Here is a 21,778-nt window from a genome sequence, read left to right on the forward strand (position 1 = left end):
CGTCCGGGTGATCGCCGATCGAAGGAGATTCCCGTGCGAAAGACCTTTCGTACTCTGCCGCTGCTCGTCATGGCGCTGGTGTTCAGCATCGTGGCCCAGCTCGGGATGGCGCCGCAGGCCGCCCGAGCGGCCACGCCCGCCGACCCGCTGCCGAGGGCCTACCGGGTCGACAGCGTGACCGAGGTGCCCGGCCACCCAGGCATGCTGGCGCTGTCGGCCGACGGCGCCACCGCCTTACACCTGTCCCCGCGAGGGGACGATCCGCCAGTGCTGGTCGCCGCCGACCTGCGCGGCGGCGGCGAGGAGGTCGTCGGCCTCGACCTCGAAGGCCTGGCCGTGCCGCAGGTGATCGACGCCGCGATCAGCGCCGACGGCCGGACCGTCGCCGTCCTGGCGGGCGGCGCGAACGCGGCCGACCTGCGGCTGCCGGCCGGCGCCGACCCCTTCATCAAAGAGGCCATCTTCGTCCGCGACCGGCTCACCGACGCCACCGCGTGGGTGCAGGTCCCCGACCTCGGGATCCCCGCCTCGCACCACCGGCTCCGCACCCCGGCCCTCAGCGCCGACGGCCGGAGGCTGGCCGTCGGCCTCTCGCTGCCGCTGCCCGAGTACGACGACCTCACCTCGCCCGAGGGCGTGCTGCTGGCCGCCCTGTCGCCCGACGCCGCGCCGGTGACGCACGTCGTCCGCCCCGAGGACCTGGTGGGCGACGAGCCCGACGTGCGGAACTTCGCCCTGTCGGGTGACGGGAAGGTGCTCGCGGTCAACGCCGCCGACGGCGACGAGCGCGCCCTCCTGCGCTTCGACGCCGCCACCGGTGACCGGCTGGCCGGGGAGCGCGAGCTGACCCAGGCCCAGCACACCGCCTGGGTCCCCAACCTCGACCAGGCCGGACGCCGGACCGCCTTCGGTGGCACGGGCGCGGGAGTGGTCGTGGCCGACCTCGTCACCGGCCCCTCGGCCGACGTGACGCTGGCCGCCTCGGCCCAGGCCCCCCACGTCTCCGGTGACGCCGGCTTCGCCTCCGACGACCCGCCCGCCGCCGCGCGGCTGAGCGCGGACGGCGGCACCGTCGCCTTCCGGCGCGCGGGCGCGGTGTGGGCGCAGCCGGCCCAGACCGGCCGGGCCCCCGTGCTGGCCACCCCCGGTCTGGACGGCCGGATCGCCGACCCCGTCCCCGGCGAGCAGGTGATCTATCCCGACTACGTGACCGCGTTCGCGCTCAGCGGCGACGGTGGCACCCTTGCTTTCCTGTCCGCGAGCACCGCGTTCACCGCGCCCCGCACCGACGAACCGCAGCCCTCGCACCTCTACCGCGCGGTCCCCGCCGACGCGCCCCCGCCCGCCTGGCCGGAGAACGCCGCGCTGACCGCCGAACCCGGCACGACCAGCGTCGCCCTCTCCTGGCCCGCCGCGAGCGCCACGGCGAAGACCTATGACGTCAGCGTGGACGGCGCCAAGGTCGCCACTGTGACCGCCCCCGACACCCAGGCGGCCCCCTCCGGGCTCACCCCCGGCTCGACCGTCGAGCTCGCGGTCGTCGCCAGGGACGCGGACGGCCGCCCCTCGGCCCCGCTGACCAGGAGCGTCACCCTGCTCGGCGACGTGCCGCCCGGTGAGGCCCCGCTGTCGGCGGTGGCCGGGCCCGGCGCACGCGTGCGTCTCCAGTGGGAGGCCGCTACCGGGATGACCGGCTACCGGGTGCTGCGCGACGGCGTCAAGCTGGCCGACCTGGCTCCCGGCACGACCACCTACGACGACGCGATGGTCGCCGCCGACACCGCCTACACCTACGCGGTCGCGGGGCTGCGCGGAGCCGAGGAGATCCGGCTGACCAGGGACGCCCAGGTCCGCGTCGACGCGATGACCGTCACCGAGACGGCCGCCAACCTGCCCAGGGTGGCCGGGTCGACGGTGCTGGCCCTCGGCCGCGAGGCCACCTTCGCGCTGGTCGGCGCGGCGGGCTTCACCGCCACCGCCGACCTGGTCGTGCGCACCGCCGACGACCCGGCCAAGGCGGTGTCGGTGCCGCTCACGGAGGAACCGGCCGGGCGTTACCGAGGCTCGTGGCCGCTGCCCGTGGGCGTGACCGAGATCGCCTCCGGCGTGGTCCGGCTCGCCGACGGCGCGGGACACTCACTCACCCGGCCGGTCACCGGCCTGCCCGCCACGACCGGCGGTCTGGTCAGGATCGGCGTCACCGTCCCCGGCGGGGACGCCGACGGCGTCCGCCTCCAGGTGTGGAGCGACACCACCCGCACGGGACACCTCACCCAGGTGAAGGCCGACGGCACCCTCGCCGTGCCGGTCGTGCCGGGCGACGACCACAAGGTCACCACCCGCCGGTCCGACGGCCTCGACGGCACCCCGCCGAAGACCGTCGCGGTCGCCTCCGGGCAGGCGGTCGACGTGACCGTCGCGCCGCACGCCCCGGCCTCCCTCACCCTGACGCTGCGCCGGCCGGGCAACGAGGTGCTGACCGAGGTCCCGGTCGTGCTCACCACCCGGAACGGGGCGCGGTCGGGCCGTACCGACGGGGCCGGGCGGGTGACCTTCGGCACCCTCGACGCGGCCACCGACGTGACCGCGAAGATCACCCTGCCCGCGCAGACGCGGGCGACCTATGGCCTGGCCGTCGTGCCCGACCGGACCCTCACCCTGGCTGCCGGTGACAACGCGGTCGCGGTGACCGCGGAAGCGCTGCCCAAGGTGACCGTGAGCGGCACCGTCAAGGACGACGACGGCCGTCCGCTTCAGGCGGCGGTCTCGCTGCGGCAGGTGATCGGCGGGGTCGGGGTGCCCGCGCGGGCCGAGTCGGCCGCCGACGGCACCTGGTCGGCCCGGGTGTTCGGCGGCGGCACGCGGACCGTCGTGTCGGCCGCCCTCGCCGGGCAGACGACGCCCGAGGTCGTGGCCGAGGCGGGCACGCCGGTGGAGCTGGTCTTCCCCGAGGTGTCCGGCTACGTCGTGCGGCCCAAGGTGATCCTGGTGTCGATGGACGGCGACCGCACCGAGCTGGAGATCGGCGTCGAGATGGCCGGCACCTACGGGCTGGAGGTCCTGGCCGGTGGCCGGCGCGTCGTCGCCTGGAACGGCGAGGTCCCGGTCGACGTGCCCCCGGGCACGACGGTGACCTTCTGCGCGGACGGCGGCTACCGGGGCCTGAGCAAGGCGTGCGCCGAGGCCGTCGCCGGGGAGTCGTCCACCATCCCGCTGACCGTGGAGATCCACGAGACGTCCCGGATCACCGGGCGCATCCTCGAACCGGACGGCACCCCCCGGGCCGGCCGCACCTGCACGACGATCGACGGCATGGGCACCTCGGCGGTCGCCACCCTGACCGGTCCGGGGCTGCGGATCTCCGCGCCCGCCGCCGGCACCTATGTGCTCACCGTGGTCGCCTGCCGCGACGAGCAGAGCGGCTCGGTCCAGCGGCTCGTGACGATCGGGGCTGGCCAGCGGCTCGACCTCGGCGACCTGCGGCTCGGCGCGGCGTCCACGCTCCTGCGCGGGGAGCGCAGCGGCTTCGACGCCGTCACCGACGCCGTGCTGCCCGGCGGGCTGGCCCACCTGCGCGCCGACGTCGAGTTCCAGGACACCACGCGGACCGGCAGCGCCAGGCTGGCGCTTCCCCCGGGCGTCACGGTCCCCGACGACGCCGTGCTGCGGGACGGCAAGCCGGTGGCGTTCACCCGCGAGGCGAACGCCGTCGTGATCCCGCTCCCGGCCACGCGGACGCGCACGGTCGACGTGTACGTCCGCACGCCGGCGGCGGCCGGGGGAGAGCTGCCGTTCTCCCTGTCAATCTCCTCGGGCGACCTCACCGAGGTCCTGGGATCGGCCGGGGTCCGGGTGGGCACGGTCACGCTGCGGGCGCCCGCGTCGACCCCGACCGGGCGGTTCACCGCCTCGGGGCTGGCGCCGGCCGGTGCGCGCGTCGTCGTCCGCGACGGCGGCACCGTGATCGCGGAGGCCGACGCCGGTGAGGGCGGCCGGTGGCACGCCGTGGTCGACCTCGGCGCCGGGGACGAGGCGGTGCGGCACGTGCTGCGCGCCTCCGCCGCCGTGGGCACGGCAGACCTCGCGTCCGCGCCGGTGACCGTGGTCGTCGACCCCTACGCCAGCGTGCTGGAGTCGGTCACGATGTCCCAGGCGGGGACGTCCGCGACCTTCCGCCCGGCCGACGGCGTGGCGCGGTTCCCCTGGGTGTGGAACCCGGCTCTGGACGTCACCGTCCGGGCCCGGTTCAGCGGCCCGGTCGGCGGTCCCCGGGCGCTGCTCGGCACCCTCGACCTGCCCCTCACGCCCGTGGAGGGTCAGCGACACGTCTACACCGTCACCACCAGGCCCAAGGCCCACGAGGTCGGCGACCTGACGATCAGCTACGCGGCGGAGCACGACCGGCCCCTGCTGCCGATTCCCCCCGCGCCCGACCCGGCCGGCGGCCTCTTCGACCCGGCGGCGGCGGTGCTCGCCGACCCCGTGACCGAAGGCGACGCCGTCAGCCAGGAGTTCACCGTCCCCGTGCCGAAGCTGGGCCCGTCAGCGCAGGGGCGCGTCACGCTGGTCGTCGAACCGCTGCCGGGCTACGAGCCGGACGCCGCCGCCGTCAGGGCGGCCCGCGCCTCGGGGGTGCCCGTCTACGAGCCCGTCCTTTCGGGCAGCGATCCGGCGACGATCGCCACCACCGGGCGGCACACGATGGAGGCGGCGGCGATCGTCGACATCGGCGTGCTGGCGAGCCAATTCCCGGACTCGCCGCTGGTCAGGTCGCTGAACGCCGGCGGGTTCGTGGCCGGACCGGCGCGGGCCATCTTCCGCACGTCCTTCTGGAACATCACCAACGCCGACGCCATCAACTCGCTGGAGACCAGCGACGAGAAGTACGCCGAGCTCAACAAGATGATGGACATGGCCAACCGGTGCAAGGACGGATCGCTGGGCGACGTCCACCGCCACCACCTGCAGCAGCTCATGCGGCGGGCGGTCATGCTCGACATCTACACCGGCGTGTCGGGCGCCATCGGCCTGGCGCTCGCCCCGTCGACCTTCGGCCTGGGCACCGTCGCGGTCTGGGCGGTGAGCTGGGGCGTCGGCAAGGCGCTGGAGGTCCCGCTCAACAACGAGATCGCGGCGCTGCGCCGGGAGATGAACAGCGCCGAGGAGTGCCGGTGGTCCGAGCGGGACACCTCCTACCGCGACCCGCACCGTCCCGAGCCGGACGCCGACATCGACTACCGCTTCGACCCGTCGGGCTACCTCTACGAGGGCCTCGGCGAGCGCCGCGTGGCCGGGGTCACCGCGACCCTGCTGCGCGCCCCCGCCCCGGAGGGACCGTGGCAGCCGTGGGACGCGGCGGTGTACGGCGACCTGAACCCGCAGACCACCGACGCCGACGGCCGCTACGGCTGGGACGTGCCCGAGGGCTGGTGGAAGGTCGTCTACACCAAGGACGGCTACCTGCCGGCGGAGTCGCGGGTGCTGAAGGTGCTGCCCCCGCACACCGATGTCGACGTCAACCTGTTCCGCGCCGAACCGGCCGAGGTCGAGAAGGTCGAGGCCGACGACAAGGGGCTCACGGTCACCCTGACCCAGCCGACCCGGGTCGCGCGGGCCCTGTCCGGCGCGCTCACGGTCACCACCCCGGACGGCGCGGCCGTCGGCGGCCAGTGGACGGCCGTGTCCCCGCAGTCGCCCCCGGCCGGGCACCCCTATCCGGCCGAGAAGCTGGCCATGGCGTTCCGGTTCACCGGGGAGAAGCGCTCCGGCGAGGTGAAGGTCACCGTGGATCCGCTGCTCCAGGACCACGGCGGCCGGGCCGTCGCCGAGGGCGTCGAGAAGACGCTCTCGGTCCGCTGGACCGGCCCCGACTCTGCGGGACCGCAGGTCAGCGTCACCGGCGTGGCCGACGGCGCGACCTACCGGCTGCGCGCGGTCCCCACGCCCAGGTGCGTCACCGTCGACCGGGGCTCCGGCGTGGCCACCGAGGCCACGCTGACGCTCACCGGCGGCACGCCCGCCGGGGTTGGGGTCTACACGGCCACCTGCGCCGGGGCGAAGGACAACGAGGGCAACATCACCCCGCCGGTGACGGCGGCCTACTCCGTGACGTACGTCTTCACGGGTTTCGCCGCGCCGGTCAGGAACGGCGGCGTGGTCAACACGGCCAAGGCCGGCCAGGGCATCCAGATCAAGTGGTGGCTGACCGACGCGGCCGGCGCCCCGGTCAACGGGCTGACGACGGCGGCGCTGACCGTCAGCCCCTTCGACTGCCGGACCGGCCTGCCCACCGGCCAGGAGCGGGTGCCCGCCGAAGGCGCGTCCCAGCTCCAGGTCCTCGGGAACGGCGCTTACCAGGTGGTCTGGCGGACCCCGGCGTCCTACCTCGACAAGTGCCTGACGCTCCACGTCGACACCGGGGAAGGAGCCGCCGCGTCGCACACCGCCCTGTTCCGCTTCACCCGCAACGAATCCCTCTGATCACCGGTTGCGCGCCCGCCTTCACGGCGGGCGCGCAGCTCGCGCATCAGCAGCAGATGGAGGAAAGAGGACAAGATCTGGCCGCTATCGCTGAGATCGTGGTGATGTGGCCCAGACGAAGACGGTTCTCGACAACCGGGCGCTCAACCGCGCGACGCTCGCCCGGCAGCTGCTGCTCGACCGCGCCGACCTGCCGGTCCTCGACACCGTCGCGCATCTGGGCGGGATGCAGGCGCAGGAGCCCCAGGAGCCTTTCGTCGGGCTCTGGTCGCGGCTGCGCGCCTTCGACCCGGCCGCGCTCTCCGGCCTGCTGGTCGGGCGGAAGGTGGTGCGGACCCATCTCATGCGCCGCACCGTCCACCTGGTCACGGCCGACGACGTCGTGGCCTGGCGGGCCCGGCACGACGGCATGCTGCGCCAGCGGGTCCTCGGCGTCTACCGCCGTGAGCTCGACGGGGTCGACCTCGACGAACTGGCGGCGGCGGGCCGCGACCTGCTGGCCGACGGCGAGCCCCGGTCGATGGCCGAGCTGGCGCGGGCGATGGCCGGGCGGTGGCCGTCGCCGGAGCCGCGCGCGCTGGGCGAGATGCTGATCTCCGCCCTGGTGCCGGTGGTCCAGCTGCCGCCGCGCGGCGTGTGGCGGACCCGCGCGGGGGTGCGCAACACCCCGCTCTCGCTGTGGCTGGGGCGCGAGCCCGACCCGCCCGTTCTGGACGGTTCCGACCCGGTCGGCCAGACGCTGGTGCGGCGCTACCTGGCCGCGTTCGGCCCGGCCGCCACGGCGGACCTGCGCGCCTGGAGCGGGCTGGCCGGGCTGCCGGCGGCCGTCGCCGCCGTACGCGACGAGCTGGTCTCCTTCCGCGACGAGCGGGGCCGGGAACTGCTGGACCTGCCGGACGCGCCGCGCCCCGACCCCGGCACCCCCGCCCCGGTGCGGTTCCTGCCGGCCTTCGACAACGCGCTCCTCGGTTACGACGACCGCACCCGGATCGTCGACGACGCCCACCGCAACCTGTCGGTCGCGGGGTCGCGCGTCGTCCTGGTCGATGGCCGGGTCGCCGCGACCTGGACCGTCAAGGACGCCGCCGTGGTCGTCGCGCCGCTGCGCCCCCTGTCGGCGGCCGACCGCGACGAGGTGATCGAGGAGGGCCGGGCGCTCGCGTTCTTCCTCTCCGACGGCGAGGGCCAGGACGTCGAGATCACCGGCTGACGGCGCGCAGGGCGACGTCCACGCAGGCCTGGAGGTCGTCGCGGCTCGCCCCGGCGGCGGCGTGGACGGCGTTGCCCTCGCTGAGCGTCATCACGAACCGGGCCAGCGCCCGCGCGTCCACGCCGTCGGGGAGGTCGCCCTCCTTCGCCGCGCGGGACATCCGCTCTTCCAGGGCCGCCTCGGTGGCGGCCCGGCCGGCGGCCAGGATTCCGGAGACGGCGGCGTTCTCCGGCGAGCAGGCCAGGCCGCCCTGGATGGACAGGCAGCCCGGCGGGTGGTCGCCGGTGGTGAGCGCGTCGGCGCTGGAGCGCAGGAACTCCTCGATGGCGGCCGCCGCCGTGGGCCGGTCGAGCGCGGCGCGGGCGGCCGCGACCTTGGTCTCGTGGTAACGGGCGAAGGCCCGCCGGAACAGCTGCTCCTTGCTGCCGAAGGTGGCGTACAGGCTCGGGCGGTTGATGCCCATCGCGCCGGTGAGCGCGCTGAGCGACGCGCCCTCGTAGCCGTGCCGCCAGAACACCTCGATGGCCCGGTCGAGGACCGTCTCCTCGTCGAAGGCCCTCGGTCGTCCGACAGCCGGCGTCCCATCACTCATGAGGCCACTCTACCGCTCGGTACAAAACCTGCTACGTTGGATTTAGAACCGAGCGGTACAAAAAGGAGACCCATGACCGTCACACTGATCACCGGGGCCAACAAGGGCATCGGCTTCGAGACGGCCCGGCAGCTTCTCGACCTGGGCCACACCGTCTACATCGGCGCCCGCGACGTCGAACGGGGCGAGAAGGCCGCGGCGACGCTGGGGGCGCGGTTCGTCCAGCTCGACGTCACCGACGACGCGTCGGTCCGGGACGCCCTGGCGGCCGTCGACGCGGCCGAGGGCCGGCTCGACGTGCTCGGCAACAACGCGGGCGTCCTCGGCGACGGGCCCCTCGACGGACCCCGCCGCGCTGCGGGTGTTCGACACCAACGCGGTGGGGATCGTCCGGGTCACCGAGGCGGCGCTGCCGCTGCTGCGCAGATCCGCCAACCCCACGGTGGTCACCGTGTCGAGCAGCGCCGGATCGTTCTGGGCGGTGACCAACCCCGACCGGCCGGAGTTCGGCCTGCCCCTGGCGCTCTACTCGGCGTCCAAGGCGGCGGCCACCATGCTCACCGTCCAATATGCCAAGGCCCACCCCGGCATCAAGTTCAACGCCCTCGAACCCGGCACCACCGCCACCGACATGACCGCCGCCTTCGGCATCGGACGGCCCCCGGCGGAGAGCGCCGCGACCGTCGTCCGTCTGGCCACCCTCGGCCCCGACGGCCCGACCGGCACCTTTCAGGACGAGCGCGGCGACCTGCCCTGGTAGTCGAACACCACCCCGGTCAGGCGCTCCGACTCCGCCCACAACCGGCGCTGCGCGTCGGCGTCGTAGGACGCCGGGCTCGACGCGATGCGCTCGGGATGCCCGGTGAACTGGGCGCGCCCCGGCGGGCCGTAGAACTCGCCGCCGCGCGCCGAGGGGTCGACCGCCGCCCGCACGGCCGCCAGCGCGCCCACCTGCGGGTCGTGCATCAGCCACCACGTGACCGGCCGCATGACCGGCCGCATCATGAGCCGGACGAACGGCGACATGTCGCGGCCGAACTCGGTGCGCGCGTTCCCCGGATGGGCCGCCAGCGAGATCGTCTCGGCTCCCGCCTCGGTCAGCCGCCGGTGGAGTTCGTAACTGAACAGCAGGTTGGCCAGCTTCGACTGGAAATAGGCCTTCTGGTAGTCGTACCCGCGCTCGAAGTGCAGGTCGGCGAAGTTCACGGTGCCGCGCCGGTGGCCGATGCTGCTGACCGTCACCACCCGCGACCCCGGGACGGCCAGCATCCGGTCCAGCATCAGCCCGGTGAACGCGAACGTGCCCAGATGGTTGGTCGCGAAGGTCAGCTCGAACCCCTCGTCGGTCACGGCGTGCCGGGGCCGGATGCCGCCCGCGTTGTTGACGAGCAGATCGACGCGTTCCCCTTCGAGCTCCCGGGCCGCCGACCTGATCACTTCGGGTGAGGCCAGGTCGAGGTGGAGCGTGCGCACCCTCGGCGACCCGAGCCGCTCGGCCGCCCGGGCGGCCTTGGCCGGATCGCGGCCGTCCTCCTCGAACGCATGAAAGAGCTCAGCGAGCAGGCTGACGCCCTGACCGGAAGCCCCGGCGCGTTCTTCGCCTTCTTCGCCACCCTCGTCCGCGAGGGCGCCGCCCACCGGGGACTGGCGGAGGCGCTCGGCGGGGCCGGCTTCGACGTGGACGCGGCGGCCGCCCAGGCGGGCTGCGACGTGACCGCCCGGCTGCGCGCCCTGCTCGTCTCGGCCCAGGAGTCGGGGGAGGTCCGGCCCGACATCACCTATCCCGACGTCAAGGCGCTGATGGCCGGTTGCCTGTCGGCCGACCCGTCCGATCCCGCCTCGCTCGACCGGCTCGTCGCGGTGGTGTCGGGAGGGCTCAGGCCTGCGGCGAGGTGAACTCCGCCACCCACTGGACCACCCGGTGGGCCTCCGAGCGCTCCGCCGTCTCGCGGGCCTCGGCGGCCAGGTCGGCCGCGTCGTCGGCGCGGCCCTCGTCGCGGGCCAGATAGGCCAGCCCGAGCAGGTTCGCCGCCACTCCCGGGAGGAATCCCAGCTCGCGCCGCAGCCGGGTCGACTCCTCCAGCAGGTCGCGGGCCGCCGGGGTGCCCTTCGAGGCGAAGGCCAGGTGCCGCAGCGTGTACGCCAGCGTCTCCCGGTCGCCGGTCTGGGTCGCCAGGTCGCGGGCGCGTTCGAAGAAGGGCCGGGCCACGTCGTCCTGGTGGGCGACGACCTGGTGGTAGATGCCGACCCAGAACAGCGACTCCGCCTCGCCCCGCGTGTCGCCCAGGGAGCTGTAGAGGTCGACGGCGCGCTCGAACGCGGTGACGTCGCCGGGGCCGTCGCCGTCGAGGAACCGGGCATGGGCGATCCGGCCGCGTGCCAGCATGAGGTCGGCTTCGAGACTGTCCAAGGCCAGGTCGGCCATGTCGAGGGCGCCTTCGGTCCCGTGGAAGACGGCCTGCTCGTACAGTGTCTTGGCGTTCTCGATACGTCCCATTTCGCCGACCTTACTCCGGGAGCATGAACCGCATGGGAATCACGTGCCAGTACCTCAACGTGCGCCCGGAGGAGATCGAGACGCTCCTGCGGTGGCCCCAGCGCATCGACGAGATCATGGAGGACGTCGAGCGCGGACTCGACATCGACCAGGCCTGGGACGGGCTCGCCGCCCTGCTCGGCGACCTCCCCGTCAACGTGATCTTCGGCGGCACGCCCCTGGAGACCGGCCACGAGTTCGCCTACGGCCAGCCGCGCTACCTGTCCCCCGAGCAGGTCGCCGTGGCCGCCGAGTCACTCCCCGGCGTGCTGACCTACGACGGCACGGCCGTCACCGGCGTCTACCCGGGCACCGACGACGAGCCCTACTACCGCCACCACTACGCCGCCCTGTGGGACTTCTTCTCCCGCTGCGCCAAGAACGGCGACGCCGTCGTGGTGGTCCTGCTCTGAGCAGGGGGACAAGCGCATTCGGCGGCAGCACCAGCCTGGCCATGGTGGGCGGGTACGTCCTGGCCGGTGAACTCGCGCGCTTCTCCGACCACGGCCAGGCCTTCGCCTCCTACGAAAGGGAGCTAGAGCAGGGCCTTCGCGATCGGGGCGGCCAGGCGGCTGGTGCCGGGGAGCGAGCGGGCCCTGCGCGGTCTCGTCTACGGGATGCGGGCGCTCAACCGTCTTCCCGGCCCGGTGGTGCGGCTGCTGACGGCGTCGAGCGTGGGGCTGCGCGTGCACACCTCGTTCCGGCTGAAGGACTAGAAGCGGCGGCACTGGTCCTCCTTGTCGCCTCCGGCCTTGTTCCCCGTGCCGGTCGGGCGGGGCGAGTTCTCCTTGCACTGGAGGTTGCCCTTCATCGTGTTGCGGTCGATCCGCGCGCCGCCCCTGTTGCCGACGACCTGGATCGACCCGCCGACGCGGTTGGAGACGACCTTCAGGTGGCGGCGGTTGGCGTCGAGCTGGATGTCGGAGTCGACCCGGGAGGAGGAGACGGTGGCCGCGCCGCCCTGCTTGACCTGCACGCTGCCCTTGACGTGAGAGCCGGCCAGCACGCTGACCGCCCTGGCGTTCTCGGCCTGCACGCTGCCCTCGACCCGGACGCCCCGCGCGACCAGCGTCGCGCCCCGCTCCACCTTCAGCGTGCCCTTCACCTTCGTCCCGGTCAGCGTGCAGGTAGCCCCCGCCGGCACCCGCAGGTTGTCGACGGTGACGGCCCGCAGGCTCTTCCGGCACGACCGCTCCTCGGCGGCGGCCGGTGAGACCAGACCCGCGCCGCCGAGCAGCGCACCCAGCACGACCCCGCCCAGCAGGACCTTCGTGTTCATCGCAACCCCTCCCCTTGGAAGGCGGGGCCTCTCGCCCGCCTGAGAAGAGCCTCACGGGCGGCGGTGAGCGATCGATGAGCCGTGGATGAGCGGCCTCTCATCTCCGGGACAGGTGGGCGGCGACCGCGTCGAGGACCCAGTCGAGGCCGGTCGCGAAGGACGTCGCGGCGTCGACCTCCGTGCCGTCGTGGACGACCTTGGCCAGCGCCGGGAAGCGGCCCGTGGCCAGCATCGTCGTCACGTGAGGGCCGTGGGCGCGCTGCCACTCGCGATCGGACAGCCCGCTGGCGCGCTCGGCCCGCAGGTTCGCGATCTCGCGCCTGATCGCGCCGATGGTGTAGGCACTGACGGTCTCCACGGCGCGCATGACGGTGTCGACGTCGGCGAGCCCGTCGAGGGCGGCCAGCACGGCCTCGGTCGCCGCGAGCGTGTGGGGGCCCAGGGCCGGACGGCCGCCGAGCAGGTCGGCCAGCCATTCGTGGCGGAGGGCGGCCTGCCGGGTCAGGACCGCGTGGCCGCGCAGCGCCTCACGCCAGTCGCCGGGTGGTTCGGCGGGGAGGATCTCGGCGTGGACCTCGTCGACCATGAGGTCGAACAGCTCCTCCTTGGTGGAGATGTAGCCGTACAGCCGCATCGGGCCGGCGTTCAGCCGGGCCGCGACCTTGCGCAGCGACACCTCCTCCAGCCCGCCCTCGTCGGCGAGCGCGACGGCGGCGGCGACGATCCCCGCCCGGTCGAGCGGCACGGGGCGGTTCGACGGCTCTGGCCGGTCCCACACAGTCACCGATACAGTGTACCGATACACTGTATCGCCATGAGACACCGTATCGCCGTGGTCGGCGCCGGGCCCGCCGGTCTCGCCTTCGCCCGGGTCCTGCACCGCCACGGCCACCCCGTCACCGTCTTCGAACGCGACGCCGGGCCCGACGCCCGCCCGCCCGGCGGCGCGCTCGACCTGCACGAGGGGCTGGGCCAGCTCGCACTGGCCAAGGCGGGGCTGCTGGCGGAGTTCCGGGCGCTGTCGCGTCCGGAGGGCCAGGCCATGCGCATCATGGACACCGACGGGACCGTCCTGCGCGACTGGCGACCAGGGCCCGACGAGCGGGCCAATCCCGAGATCGACCGGGGACAGCTCCGCGACCTGCTGCTCGGCCCTCTCGACGTCGAGTGGGGGAGGGGCGTGACGGAGGTGGTGCCGGGCGACGGCACGCTGGTCCGGTTCGCCGACGGACGGCAGGAGACCTTCGACCTCGTGGTCGGGGCCGACGGCGCGTGGTCGAAGGTCCGCCCGGCGCTCTCGCCCGCGACGCCCCGCTACACCGGCGTCACCATGGTCGAGACCTCCACGGACGACCCCGACCTGGCCCGGCTGGTCGGCGACGGAGCCCTGGCGGTCTACGGCGTGAACCGCAACCTGGTCGCCCAGCGCAACAGCGGCACCCACGTCAAGGTGTACGCCCAGTTCCGCGCCCCGCTCGACCACGCCGTGGACCTGCTAACCATGTTCGACGGATGGTCCGGGCCCGTCGTCGACCTCCTCCGCCGGGGCACGGAGTTCGTCCGACGCCCCCTCTACGTCCTGCCCGTGCCGCACACCTGGGCCCACGTGCCCGGGGTGACGCTGCTGGGCGACGCCGCCCACCTGATGCCTCCGCTGGGGGTGGGCGCGAACCTCGCGATGCTGGAGGGCGCCGAACTCGCCGAGTCCCTCGCTGCCTGCCCCGCCGACCTCGACGAGGCGGTCCGCGCCTTCGAGGAGCGCATGTGGCCCCGGGCCGCCCGGTGGGCGGAGTTCACGGCGGCCGGGCTCGACCGCCTCGTGAGCCCCGACCCCGCCCAGGCAGTCGCGCTCTTCGACGACGTCCAGCCATGACGAAGGCCCGGCGCGGGCTGCGCCGGGCCCTCTGTTCAGCGGATCACTGTGCGGGCGTGAACGTGTAGGTCGCGCCCTTCATGGCGTTGACGCGCAGCGTCGACTTGCCCGCGCCCACGTTGCTCACCGTCCCGTTGTCGGCCGACACGTCGACCTTCGTGCCCGTCCACGGGTTCTTGACCTCGAAGACGCCGCCCTGCTCGCTCTTCACGGAGATGTACTCGACCGCGTCGCCGGTCCGGGAGGCGCTGACGACCAGGCCGCCCTTCTCGCGCAGGCGGTGGAACGACCCGCTCTTGCCCGCGGGCCACACCGGGAAGACCTGGACGAGCCCGTCCCAGCTCTGCAGCAGCATGCTGTTCAGCGCCTCGATCGCGCCCGCCTTCTCCAGACCGTGGTTGCCGTCGGAGATGCGCAGGTTTGCCACGGAGTGCTGGCTGATCTGCTGCTTCAGCCGGTCGATGATCGTCTGGCCCGGGTAGCCGACCTTGGCCGCCTGGGTGAAGATCTTCGGGAAGCTGTTGTCCTGGCCCCACGAGTTCATCGCGTTGATCGTGTCGATCGCCGTCTGGCGCTCCGTCAAAGGGGAGCCGATGCCGAGCTGGCCGCCCGGGTGGACGAACTCCAGGTTCACCGTGTTGTCGCCGGGGCGGATGGCCCGGTTGTCGCTGATCGTGCCCGGCTCACCGAGGGCGAAGACGGTCTTGCCCTGGTAGGTCGTGGTGGGGATCGGCGGCAGGTTGCGGAGCATCTTGCCCCAGACCCAGCGGTGGCCGGCGTCGACGCCCAGCTTGGTGCTGGCGTCCTCCAGCGTGGTCAGCAGGAGCTTCAGCATGCCGAGGTCGGCGCTGGGGTTCTTCGCCCAGGTGATCTCGTGCGGGCCGCCCCAGAAGGAGCCGTCCTCCTCGACCCAGTTCTCGAAGAACGCGGCCACTTCCTTCATGAAGGGGTAGCCGGTCTCGCGGAGCCACTGCTCGTCCTGGGTGTAGTTCCAGTAGTCGATGTGCTGGGTCACCGTGAACAGGGCGTTGGCGACCTGGTTGTGATAGTTGTCGTCGCTGGTCGTGCCGAACGGGCTGATGCCGACCGGGAACAGCACACCGCTCTTCATGCCGCCGCTCGGGAAGCGGACGTCGACGTAGTCGGGCTTCACCCGGCGCAGGTCCTCGGCGGCGCGGCGGCGGGCCTCCGGCACGAAGGCGTCGACCGCGTCGAAGTAGGGCAGCGCCAGCTCCGGCCGGTTGGAGCTGTAGACGCCGTAGTAGTTGGCCTGCCAGTTGTAGTTGAGGTGGAAGTCGCCGCCCCACTGCGGGAAGTCGGTGGTGGCCCAGATCCCGTACAGGCCGGAAGCGGTCTTGCCCTCACGCAGCGAGCTGCCGAGGAAGTACAGCGAGCTGTAGTAGAAGCGCTCCAGCACGTCGTCGTCGAGGTCGACGTAGGAGCGCAGCCAGTAGTCCTTCCACCAGCCGAGGTGGGCGGCGTAGAGGTCGTCGACCGACGCGGCGGACTGGGCCCCCGCCAGGGCGATCGCGGCCGGGCCCGGGTCGGCGGGGTTGATCCCGCCGCCCGCGACGGCCGTGACGACGTCGACGGTCTGGCCGGGGGCGAGCTCGAAGTCGATCCGGCCGTTCGAGGCGGCCGGGTCGCCGCCGATGACCCGGGTGGCCAGCGACGCCCGGGAGACGCCGCGCGGGCTGGCCGGGGTCTGGCGGGTGGCCCACAGGGTGTCGCCCTGGACGCCGGAGGTCTGCACCATGCCGCCGCGGGCGTCGGGGGTGCCCGCGACGGTCTGGGCGCGCAGCCGGACCGGCCGGTCGCCCTGGGAGGTGATCGAGGTGACGACCACATTGCTGTCGGCGCCGGTGAACGTCTTCATCGTGACCGGCACGCCGCCCAGCTGCATGGACGTGTCGATGTCGCCCTTGAGGACGTTCTGCTCCTCCAGGAAGGAGCCGGTGGGCTGGGTGGGGCCCTCCTGGTCGTACAGCTCGAAGGCGCCGACGCGGGCGCGCGGGTTGCCGATCGAGTCGGCGGTGGTGCCCTGGGTCGGCTCGGTCAGGTTCAGCCGCAGGTAGCGGGCGGTCACCGGGGCGAAGGTGCGGTCGGTCGTGGCCGAGGTGTTGCCGGTGACGGTGTCGACGGTCGTCCAGGCCTGGCCGTCGGCGCTGGCCTCGACGGTCCAGTTCTTCCCGTTGTTGGCGGCCTCGCCGGGGCGGGCGGCCTGGTCGTGCCTGAGGATGTAGCGGCGGAAGGTCTTGGCCGAGCCCAGGTCGATCCGCAGCCACTGCGGCTTGCCCACGTCGGAGACCCAGCCCTCGTATCCCGAGCCCCAGGCGCCCGACACCGCGCGCGACGGCGGGAAGGACGGGTGGCTGCTGGACGCCGTCGCGGTCGACCCCCGCGCCAGGTTGGCCGCCGTGATCGTGGTGTCGGCCTGGATGGTGACGTTGCCGAGGGCCACCAGGGAGGGGCTGCCGGCGGACGTCCAGAAGTCGCCCTTGGAGATGTAGAAGGTCTTGACGCCCTGGCCGCCGCCGGAGGTCACGCCGATGTCGCCGTTCCCGAGGAGGGCTGTGTCGGGCATGGTGCGGCTGACCGCGCCGGAGTAGTTCTGGGTGGTCCAGCGGCCCTTGACCGCGCCGACGAGCTGCTGGATCTCAGCCCACTGCTGCTCGGCGGTCGGGACCGCCGCGTGCGCGGGGAGCGCCGTCAGGAGGGAGGCGGCGACCGCCGCCGCCAGGATGCCTCGGGTAGTTCTCATGGGGGTGCCTTTCTGGCCCTGCCGGGGCAGGCTCCACCGGCCTGGTCGGACCGGTTGAGATAACGTTATCTCGAAACCATAGAGTGTTTCCCGCGCGTTTCTAAGACGTCCCTGCATAACAGGTTCATCACGCGCCGCACCGGCTGAAACTTATGCCGATGTCAGCCCGACCTGCTGGAGAACGCTCTCCGATTCACTTAATTCACGCCATGGTATTGCCCCGATCAAGGCCATGGGCTGCAACTTTCATTCGAGAGAGCGCTCTTGTGAGCGTATTGACTCGGTCCAGTAACGCGGTCAGGATTCGGCGTGTGCATCCCTCCATGCGAAAGAGACGCTTCGCCGTCCTCAGTGGCCTGTCCCTGCTGTTAAGCGCCGTCGTCGCCTCACCGGGGCCCGCGACCGCCGCCGAACCCCCGGTCGCCGGTCCGCCCGCGCTCGAGAACGGGTGCGCGAAGATCGAGGACACCCTCCCGACCTACAGCGACTGGCCCAAGGTCGAGAGCAAGATCGAGAAAGATCCCGCCATCGAGCGGAAGGTCGCCAAGCTCGTCGCCGACATGACCCTGGCCGAGAAGGTCGGCCAGATGACCCAGCCCGAGATCAACGCCATCACCCCGGCCGAGGTGAAGGAGTACTTCATCGGCTCGGTCCTGAACGGCGGCGGCTCCTTCCCCGGCGGGAACAAGCACGCCACGGCCGACGCCTGGCTGAACCTCGCCGACGCCTTCTACGACGCCTCCGTGACCACCCGGACGAAGGTCCCGGTGATCTGGGGCATCGACGCCGTCCACGGCAACAACAACGTCTTCGGCGCGACGATCTTCCCGCACAACATCGGCCTGGGCGCCGCCGCCGACCCGTGCCTGATCCGCAAGATCAGCGAGGCGACCGCGGAGCAGCTCCGCGTGACCGGCCAGGACTGGGCCTTCGCGCCCACGCTCGCCGTCGTCCGCGACGACCGCTGGGGCCGGACCTACGAGGGCTACGCCGAAGACCCGAACATCACCCGGGCCTACGGATACGAGGCCGTCCAGGGACTCCAGGACTCCCACTGGCGCCGTCTCGGCAACCGGGGCGTCATCGCCACCGCGAAGCACTTCATCGGCGACGGCGGCACCCGCAACGGCGCCGACCAGGGCGTGAACCCGTCGTCCGAGGCCGAGATGATCAACCTCCACGGCCAGGGTTACTACGGCGCGCTGGCCGCCGGGGCGCAGTCGGTGATGGTGTCGTTCAACAGCTGGACCAACGAGGAACTCGGGATCAACGAGGGCAAGCTGCACGGCAGCAAGAAGGCCATCACCGACATCCTCAAGGGCAAGATGGGCTTCGACGGCCTGGTCGTGTCCGACTGGAACGGCATCGGCCAGGTGGCCGGCTGCACCAACGCGAGCTGCGCCCAGGCCATCAACGCCGGCATGGACATCGTGATGGTGCCGAACGAGTGGAAGGCGTTCATCGCCAACACGATCGCCCAGGTCGAGTCGGGCGAGATCGCCATGTCCCGCATCGACGACGCGGTCACCCGCATCCTGCGCGTCAAGTACCGCGCCGGTATCTTCGACGGCCGCAGGCCCTCCGACCGGGTGCTGGCCGGTGACGAGACGCGGCTCCAGGCCGAGAAGCTCGCCCGCGAGGCGGTCCGCAAGTCGCAGGTCCTGCTGAAGAACAACGGCAACGTGCTGCCGCTGGCCCGCGACGCGAAGGTCCTCGTCGTCGGCAAGAGCGCCGACAGCCTCCCGAACCAGACCGGCGGCTGGTCGCTGACCTGGCAGGGCACCGGCAACACCAACGCCGACTTCCCCAACGGCACCTCGATCCTGGCCGCCCTCCGCGAGGCCCTCGGCACCTCCGACGTCACCTTCAGCGAGACCGCCGACGGCGTCGACCCGGCGCAGTTCGACGCGGTCATCGCGGTGATCGGCGAGACCCCCTACGCCGAGGGCGTCGGCGACCTCACCCGCCGCACCCTGGAGGCGGCCAAGCTCTACCCCGGTGACCTGGCCGTCCTCGACAAGGTGGCCGGCAAGGGCGCGCCGGTCGTGACCGTCTACGTCGCGGGCCGCCCCCTCTACGTGAACAAGGAGCTCAACCGCTCCGACGCCTTCGTCGCGGCCTGGCTGCCCGGCACCGAGGGCGGCGGCGTGGCCGACGCGCTGACCGGCCGCAGCGCCTTCACCGGCAAGCTGAGCTACTCCTGGCCCAAGAGCGCCTGCCAGTCGCCGTTGAACCCCGGCGACGCCGGCTACGACCCGCTGTTCCCGGTCGGCTACGGCCTGACCGGCGGCCAGACGGGCAACGTCGGACAGCTCGACGAGACCTCCCACGAGTTCCCGTCGTGCACCTCCACGGGCGGCGGCGGCACCGCCACCGAGGACCTCGACGTCTTCGTCCGCACCGACGCCGACCCCTACCGCAGCTTCATCGGCTCCCCCGAGAACTGGGGCGGCACCCAGATCGGCCCCGACGGCACCGCCTCCCACGCCGAGATCAACACCGTCCCCGCCGACGTCAACGTGCAGGGCGACGCCCTGAAGGTGACCTGGACCGGCACCGGCCCCGGCCAGGTCTACTACCAGAACCCGGCGGGCGGCTCCGACCTGCGCGGCTACCTCAACGCGAACGCGGCCCTGGTCTTCGACACGATCGTCCACTCGGCCCCCGCCGCGCGGACCGTGATCAGCGTCCACTGCGTGTACCCGTGCTTCTCCGAGGTCGTCGCGACCAACCTGTTCACGGGCCTGGCCGGCGACGGGAAGTCGACGGTGAAGATCCCGGTGTCCTGCTTCGCCAACGGCCTCGACTTCGAGAACGTGAACACGCCCTTCCTCGTGTACACGGAGGGGGCGTTCTCGGCCTCCTTCGCGAACGTGAGATGGGTCCCCCAGGCAGCCGACGACCCGGACGCCCTGGCCTGTTCCGACCTCTCCTAGCAGTCCGGCGTTTTTTAGAGGCCGGGCCGATCGCACTGATCGGCCCGGCCTTTCGCTGTACCGGGCGCTTCAGGCGGCTCAGGCCGCCGCTGCTGGGATCGCACCGCGCGCCCGCTGATGTTCTTCCTTCTTTTACGGCTCCCGCCAACCCCGAGACGCCACGACGACGCCGCTCACTGCGGCATCAGACGCGGCGGCGGAGGGACAGTCCCGTGAGAGCGGCGGCGAGCACGGTGAAACCGATGAGCAGGAGGGCTCGGCCGTCAGGCCCCATGGAACCACCACCACCTGTGGCGACGCCGCCTCGCGGAGTCTCCACGTCGTCCACGAACTCCGTCGGCTCGGCGGTGACCGTCTCCGTCTTCGTGGTGGTCGGCACCGGGGTGCTCGACGGTGTGGGCGTCGGCGTGGGTGTCGGTGTCGGGGTGGGCGTGGGACTCGGGGTTGGCGTCGGGGTCGGGGTTGATCCGGTGCCACCTGTGCCGACGACGAGCTGGTAGGTCGTGAGGTCGTCCTTGTTGAGGACGTCGCACTCGATCAGCGGCTCGGTGGGCCTGAGGCCGAAGTTGATCGCGGCGGGCCGGACCGTTCCGGTGTCGTTAGCGGATCCGGTCGACTGGACCGAGGTCGTCGCGGCTGGCAGCTCGACTGTCCCGCCACCGGCCACCGGGCCGACTTCGGCGCCGACGCCAGTGCCTGAGGTGAGGCCGGGGAAGTCACTGATGCCCACATAGGCGTACATCTTGGTGCCGGCGGGAAGGGCGGCGGCAGCGTGGATTCGGCTGCTGTCGGCGTAGGTGGCCCGGTGGACGATGGTGAACGGCACGCCGGGCTGGGCACCGGTCGGCATGGTGAGTTCCACGCGGATGTTCACGGTCTCAGCGGTGCCGCCGTCGGGGGTGCAGCTGTATTTGACGATGTCGGTCGCCGCGTAGGCGGGCGGGGAAAGCGACATGAGACCCGCTAGACCGATAAACGCGTATAAAACTCGTCGCACCGTTACTCCCGATTTCCGCCACTGGCCTACAAGGGACGGCTCGTTTCCCTCTGTGGTTGACGATGACTCCCGAATTGTCATGTGGCTCAGGAGGTCTGTCGGTGGCCGTTGCTAGCGTTCGGCAGATCTCATTCCCGTGACGTCGAGGAGCGCCGTGCAGCTGGACTGGTCCGTCATGGGTTGGTGGAACGGATGGGAGGACCTGGAGGAGGTCCGGGCCATGCTCGCGTCCGGCAGTGACCCCAACCGGACTGCCGACCCTTTCCCCCCGCCGCTCACCCAGGCCGCAGCCAGGGGTTCCGAGGAGGTGGTCGCGGAACTCGCAGCGCTGGCAGCCGACGTCGACGCCGTTCACGAAGGCCACACCGCGCTGTGGGCGGCGGTGTTCCACGGCAGGCCCGGTAACGCGCGCGTCCTCGTCGAGGCGGGAGCCGACCCGTGGCGTCCGATGATGGCGGGCTGGTCGCCCGCGAAGCTCGCGCTGGCCGGCCCCACACCCGGCCTCTTCCCGCCGGGAGACGCGTCCCTGTCCCCCGAGGAACGGGCAGCGGTGGCGAGGGCGCCCGGCCTGATCGCCGCGTTACGCGATCTCCCGCAATACGGCCACAGCATCGCCTGCGTCCCCGGCGTCACCGCTGCCGAGGCGGTGCGGCGTATGAACGGCGTGGTCGTCACCGGAGCGGAGCTGGCTGAGCTTCTCGACGATCCGATCCGCTATGGGGAAGAAGTCCGCTATGCGAACGTGCTCGGCGCCACGGATGTGCCCGGAGGCTGTGTGATCACCCAACCGTGGTCCTTCCGCGCTTCGAGTTATGAGGTCATCGCCAGACTCAGTCACGGAACCCGCTGCTACGGAATGTTCGCCAATGCGAAGAGCGGCAGCCAGGGCGCCTATGCGGTTGACGGGGAGTTCCGAGCCGGTGACCTCCACCCCGGTGCCGGTGCCCCCTGGGAAGACGACCCCGCCGACCTCGTCCTGACGAGCTACCTCTACCAGGGTGGCCACGCCGAGGCGTTCTGCTGCGGCTATGCGGGCCTCCGCCTCACCGACGCCCGCCCGATCGCGGGCCCGCCCGACCTCTGGATGCGCATCCCGCCCACCAGCTGAAAACCA

16 protein-coding genes and 1 pseudogene are annotated in these 21,778 nt (G+C 72.4%); 10 read left to right on the forward strand and 7 right to left on the reverse strand.

All coding sequences use genetic code 11. The features are described 5' to 3' along the window. Positions 1–33: 33 nt before the first annotated feature. The gene (locus AW270_RS15625) at positions 34–6,480 is read left to right on the forward strand and encodes a PxKF domain-containing protein (protein ID WP_157522028.1); all 6,447 of its coding nucleotides are present in this window, start codon (positions 34–36) and stop codon (positions 6,478–6,480) included. A 106-nt stretch (positions 6,481–6,586) separates the two neighbouring features. After that, entirely contained in the window at positions 6,587–7,690 is a 1,104-nt protein-coding gene (locus AW270_RS15630; protein ID WP_061295062.1) for a winged helix DNA-binding domain-containing protein, read from the forward strand. Here the strand turns inward: AW270_RS15630 and AW270_RS15635 are convergent. Beyond that, positions 7,680–8,282 (reverse strand): TetR/AcrR family transcriptional regulator, encoded by a 603-nt coding sequence (locus AW270_RS15635; protein ID WP_061295063.1) that lies wholly within the window; start codon positions 8,280–8,282, stop codon positions 7,680–7,682. The genes AW270_RS15630 and AW270_RS15635 overlap by 11 nt on opposite strands. A gap of 72 nt (positions 8,283–8,354) precedes the next feature. Between AW270_RS15635 and AW270_RS41995 the strand changes: the two are divergent. Both AW270_RS41995 and AW270_RS42000 read left to right on the forward strand, forming a co-directional pair. Further along, a pseudogene (locus AW270_RS41995) lies at positions 8,355–8,558 on the forward strand (SDR family NAD(P)-dependent oxidoreductase); the annotation flags it as partial. A 103-nt stretch (positions 8,559–8,661) separates the two neighbouring features. Continuing rightward, a complete protein-coding gene (locus AW270_RS42000; RefSeq protein WP_304608129.1) occupies positions 8,662–9,042 on the forward strand; it encodes an SDR family NAD(P)-dependent oxidoreductase in 381 nt (126 codons plus the stop codon). On the opposite strand, the gene AW270_RS15645 is transcribed toward AW270_RS42000, so the two are convergent. Then, positions 9,012–9,920: an oxidoreductase gene (locus AW270_RS15645; RefSeq protein WP_157522031.1), complete on the reverse strand. Its 909-nt coding sequence runs from the start codon at positions 9,918–9,920 to the stop codon at positions 9,012–9,014. The genes AW270_RS42000 and AW270_RS15645 overlap by 31 nt on opposite strands. On the opposite strand from AW270_RS15645, the gene AW270_RS39540 reads away from it, so the two are divergent. Then, entirely contained in the window at positions 9,825–10,178 is a 354-nt protein-coding gene (locus tag AW270_RS39540) for an SbtR family transcriptional regulator (RefSeq protein WP_061295065.1), read from the forward strand. The genes AW270_RS15645 and AW270_RS39540 overlap by 96 nt on opposite strands. On the opposite strand, the gene AW270_RS15655 is transcribed toward AW270_RS39540, so the two are convergent. Next, positions 10,159–10,779 (reverse strand): hypothetical protein, encoded by a 621-nt coding sequence (locus AW270_RS15655; protein WP_061295066.1) that lies wholly within the window; start codon positions 10,777–10,779, stop codon positions 10,159–10,161. The genes AW270_RS39540 and AW270_RS15655 overlap by 20 nt on opposite strands. 32 nt (positions 10,780–10,811) lie before the next feature. On the opposite strand from AW270_RS15655, the gene AW270_RS15660 reads away from it, so the two are divergent. Together AW270_RS15660 and AW270_RS38765 are read left to right on the forward strand one after the other, a co-directional pair. Next, positions 10,812–11,231, forward strand: coding sequence for a DUF1877 family protein (locus tag AW270_RS15660; protein WP_061295067.1), 420 nt, complete (start codon positions 10,812–10,814; stop codon positions 11,229–11,231). A 162-nt stretch (positions 11,232–11,393) separates the two neighbouring features. After that, positions 11,394–11,534: a hypothetical protein gene (locus tag AW270_RS38765; protein WP_157522037.1), complete on the forward strand. Its 141-nt coding sequence runs from the start codon at positions 11,394–11,396 to the stop codon at positions 11,532–11,534. Here AW270_RS38765 and AW270_RS15665 read toward each other — a convergent pair. Both AW270_RS15665 and AW270_RS15670 read right to left on the reverse strand, forming a co-directional pair. Beyond that, complete coding sequence (locus tag AW270_RS15665) at positions 11,531–12,097, reverse strand: hypothetical protein (RefSeq protein WP_061295068.1); 567 nt, start codon at positions 12,095–12,097, stop codon at positions 11,531–11,533. The two genes, AW270_RS38765 and AW270_RS15665, sit on opposite strands and share 4 nt — an antisense overlap. Positions 12,098–12,194: 97 nt before the next feature. Then, complete coding sequence (locus tag AW270_RS15670; RefSeq protein ID WP_061295069.1) at positions 12,195–12,881, reverse strand: TetR/AcrR family transcriptional regulator; 687 nt, start codon at positions 12,879–12,881, stop codon at positions 12,195–12,197. A gap of 30 nt (positions 12,882–12,911) precedes the next feature. Between AW270_RS15670 and AW270_RS15675 the strand changes: the two genes are divergently transcribed. Beyond that, on the forward strand, positions 12,912–13,970 hold the full coding sequence (locus AW270_RS15675) for an FAD-dependent oxidoreductase (protein ID WP_061295070.1): 1,059 nt from the start codon (positions 12,912–12,914) through the stop codon (positions 13,968–13,970). 43 nt (positions 13,971–14,013) lie between these two features. Here AW270_RS15675 and AW270_RS15680 read toward each other — a convergent pair whose 3' ends face one another. After that, a complete protein-coding gene (locus AW270_RS15680) occupies positions 14,014–16,731 on the reverse strand; it encodes a glycosyl hydrolase family 95 catalytic domain-containing protein (RefSeq protein ID WP_061295071.1) in 2,718 nt (905 codons plus the stop codon). A gap of 323 nt (positions 16,732–17,054) precedes the next feature. Between AW270_RS15680 and AW270_RS15685 the strand changes: the two genes are divergently transcribed. Beyond that, a complete protein-coding gene (locus AW270_RS15685; RefSeq protein WP_157522040.1) occupies positions 17,055–19,667 on the forward strand; it encodes a glycoside hydrolase family 3 protein in 2,613 nt (870 codons plus the stop codon). 184 nt (positions 19,668–19,851) lie between these two features. Here the strand turns inward: AW270_RS15685 and AW270_RS39870 are convergent, their stop codons facing one another. Then, positions 19,852–20,622, reverse strand: a complete 771-nt coding sequence (locus AW270_RS39870; protein ID WP_061295072.1) for a hypothetical protein — start codon at positions 20,620–20,622, stop codon at positions 19,852–19,854. Between the two features lie 196 nt (positions 20,623–20,818). On the opposite strand from AW270_RS39870, the gene AW270_RS15695 reads away from it, so the two are divergent. Next, positions 20,819–21,772 carry an ankyrin repeat domain-containing protein gene (locus AW270_RS15695; protein WP_245674724.1) on the forward strand — a complete coding sequence of 318 codons (954 nt, stop codon included), beginning with the start codon at positions 20,819–20,821 and terminating at the stop codon, positions 21,770–21,772. Positions 21,773–21,778: the final 6 nt, after the last annotated feature.

The organism is Herbidospora cretacea, from assembly GCF_001570605.1.
Classification (GTDB): Bacteria; Actinomycetota; Actinomycetes; order Streptosporangiales; family Streptosporangiaceae; genus Herbidospora; species Herbidospora cretacea.

Coding starts and splice junctions, on each gene's coding strand:
- AW270_RS15635 (WP_061295063.1), bottom strand. CDS start 8,282: ATGAGTGATGGGACGCCGGCTGTCGGACGACCGAGGGCCTTCGACGAG.
- AW270_RS39540 (WP_061295065.1), top strand. CDS start 9,825: ATGAAAGAGCTCAGCGAGCAGGCTGACGCCCTGACCGGAAGCCCCGGC.
- AW270_RS15655 (WP_061295066.1), bottom strand. CDS start 10,779: ATGGGACGTATCGAGAACGCCAAGACACTGTACGAGCAGGCCGTCTTC.
- AW270_RS15660 (WP_061295067.1), top strand. CDS start 10,812: ATGGGAATCACGTGCCAGTACCTCAACGTGCGCCCGGAGGAGATCGAG.
- AW270_RS15665 (WP_061295068.1), bottom strand. CDS start 12,097: ATGAACACGAAGGTCCTGCTGGGCGGGGTCGTGCTGGGTGCGCTGCTC.
- AW270_RS15675 (WP_061295070.1), top strand. CDS start 12,912: ATGAGACACCGTATCGCCGTGGTCGGCGCCGGGCCCGCCGGTCTCGCC.
- AW270_RS15680 (WP_061295071.1), bottom strand. CDS start 16,731: ATGAGAACTACCCGAGGCATCCTGGCGGCGGCGGTCGCCGCCTCCCTC.
- AW270_RS15685 (WP_157522040.1), top strand. CDS start 17,055: ATGCGAAAGAGACGCTTCGCCGTCCTCAGTGGCCTGTCCCTGCTGTTA.
- AW270_RS39870 (WP_061295072.1), bottom strand. CDS start 20,622: ATGTCGCTTTCCCCGCCCGCCTACGCGGCGACCGACATCGTCAAATAC.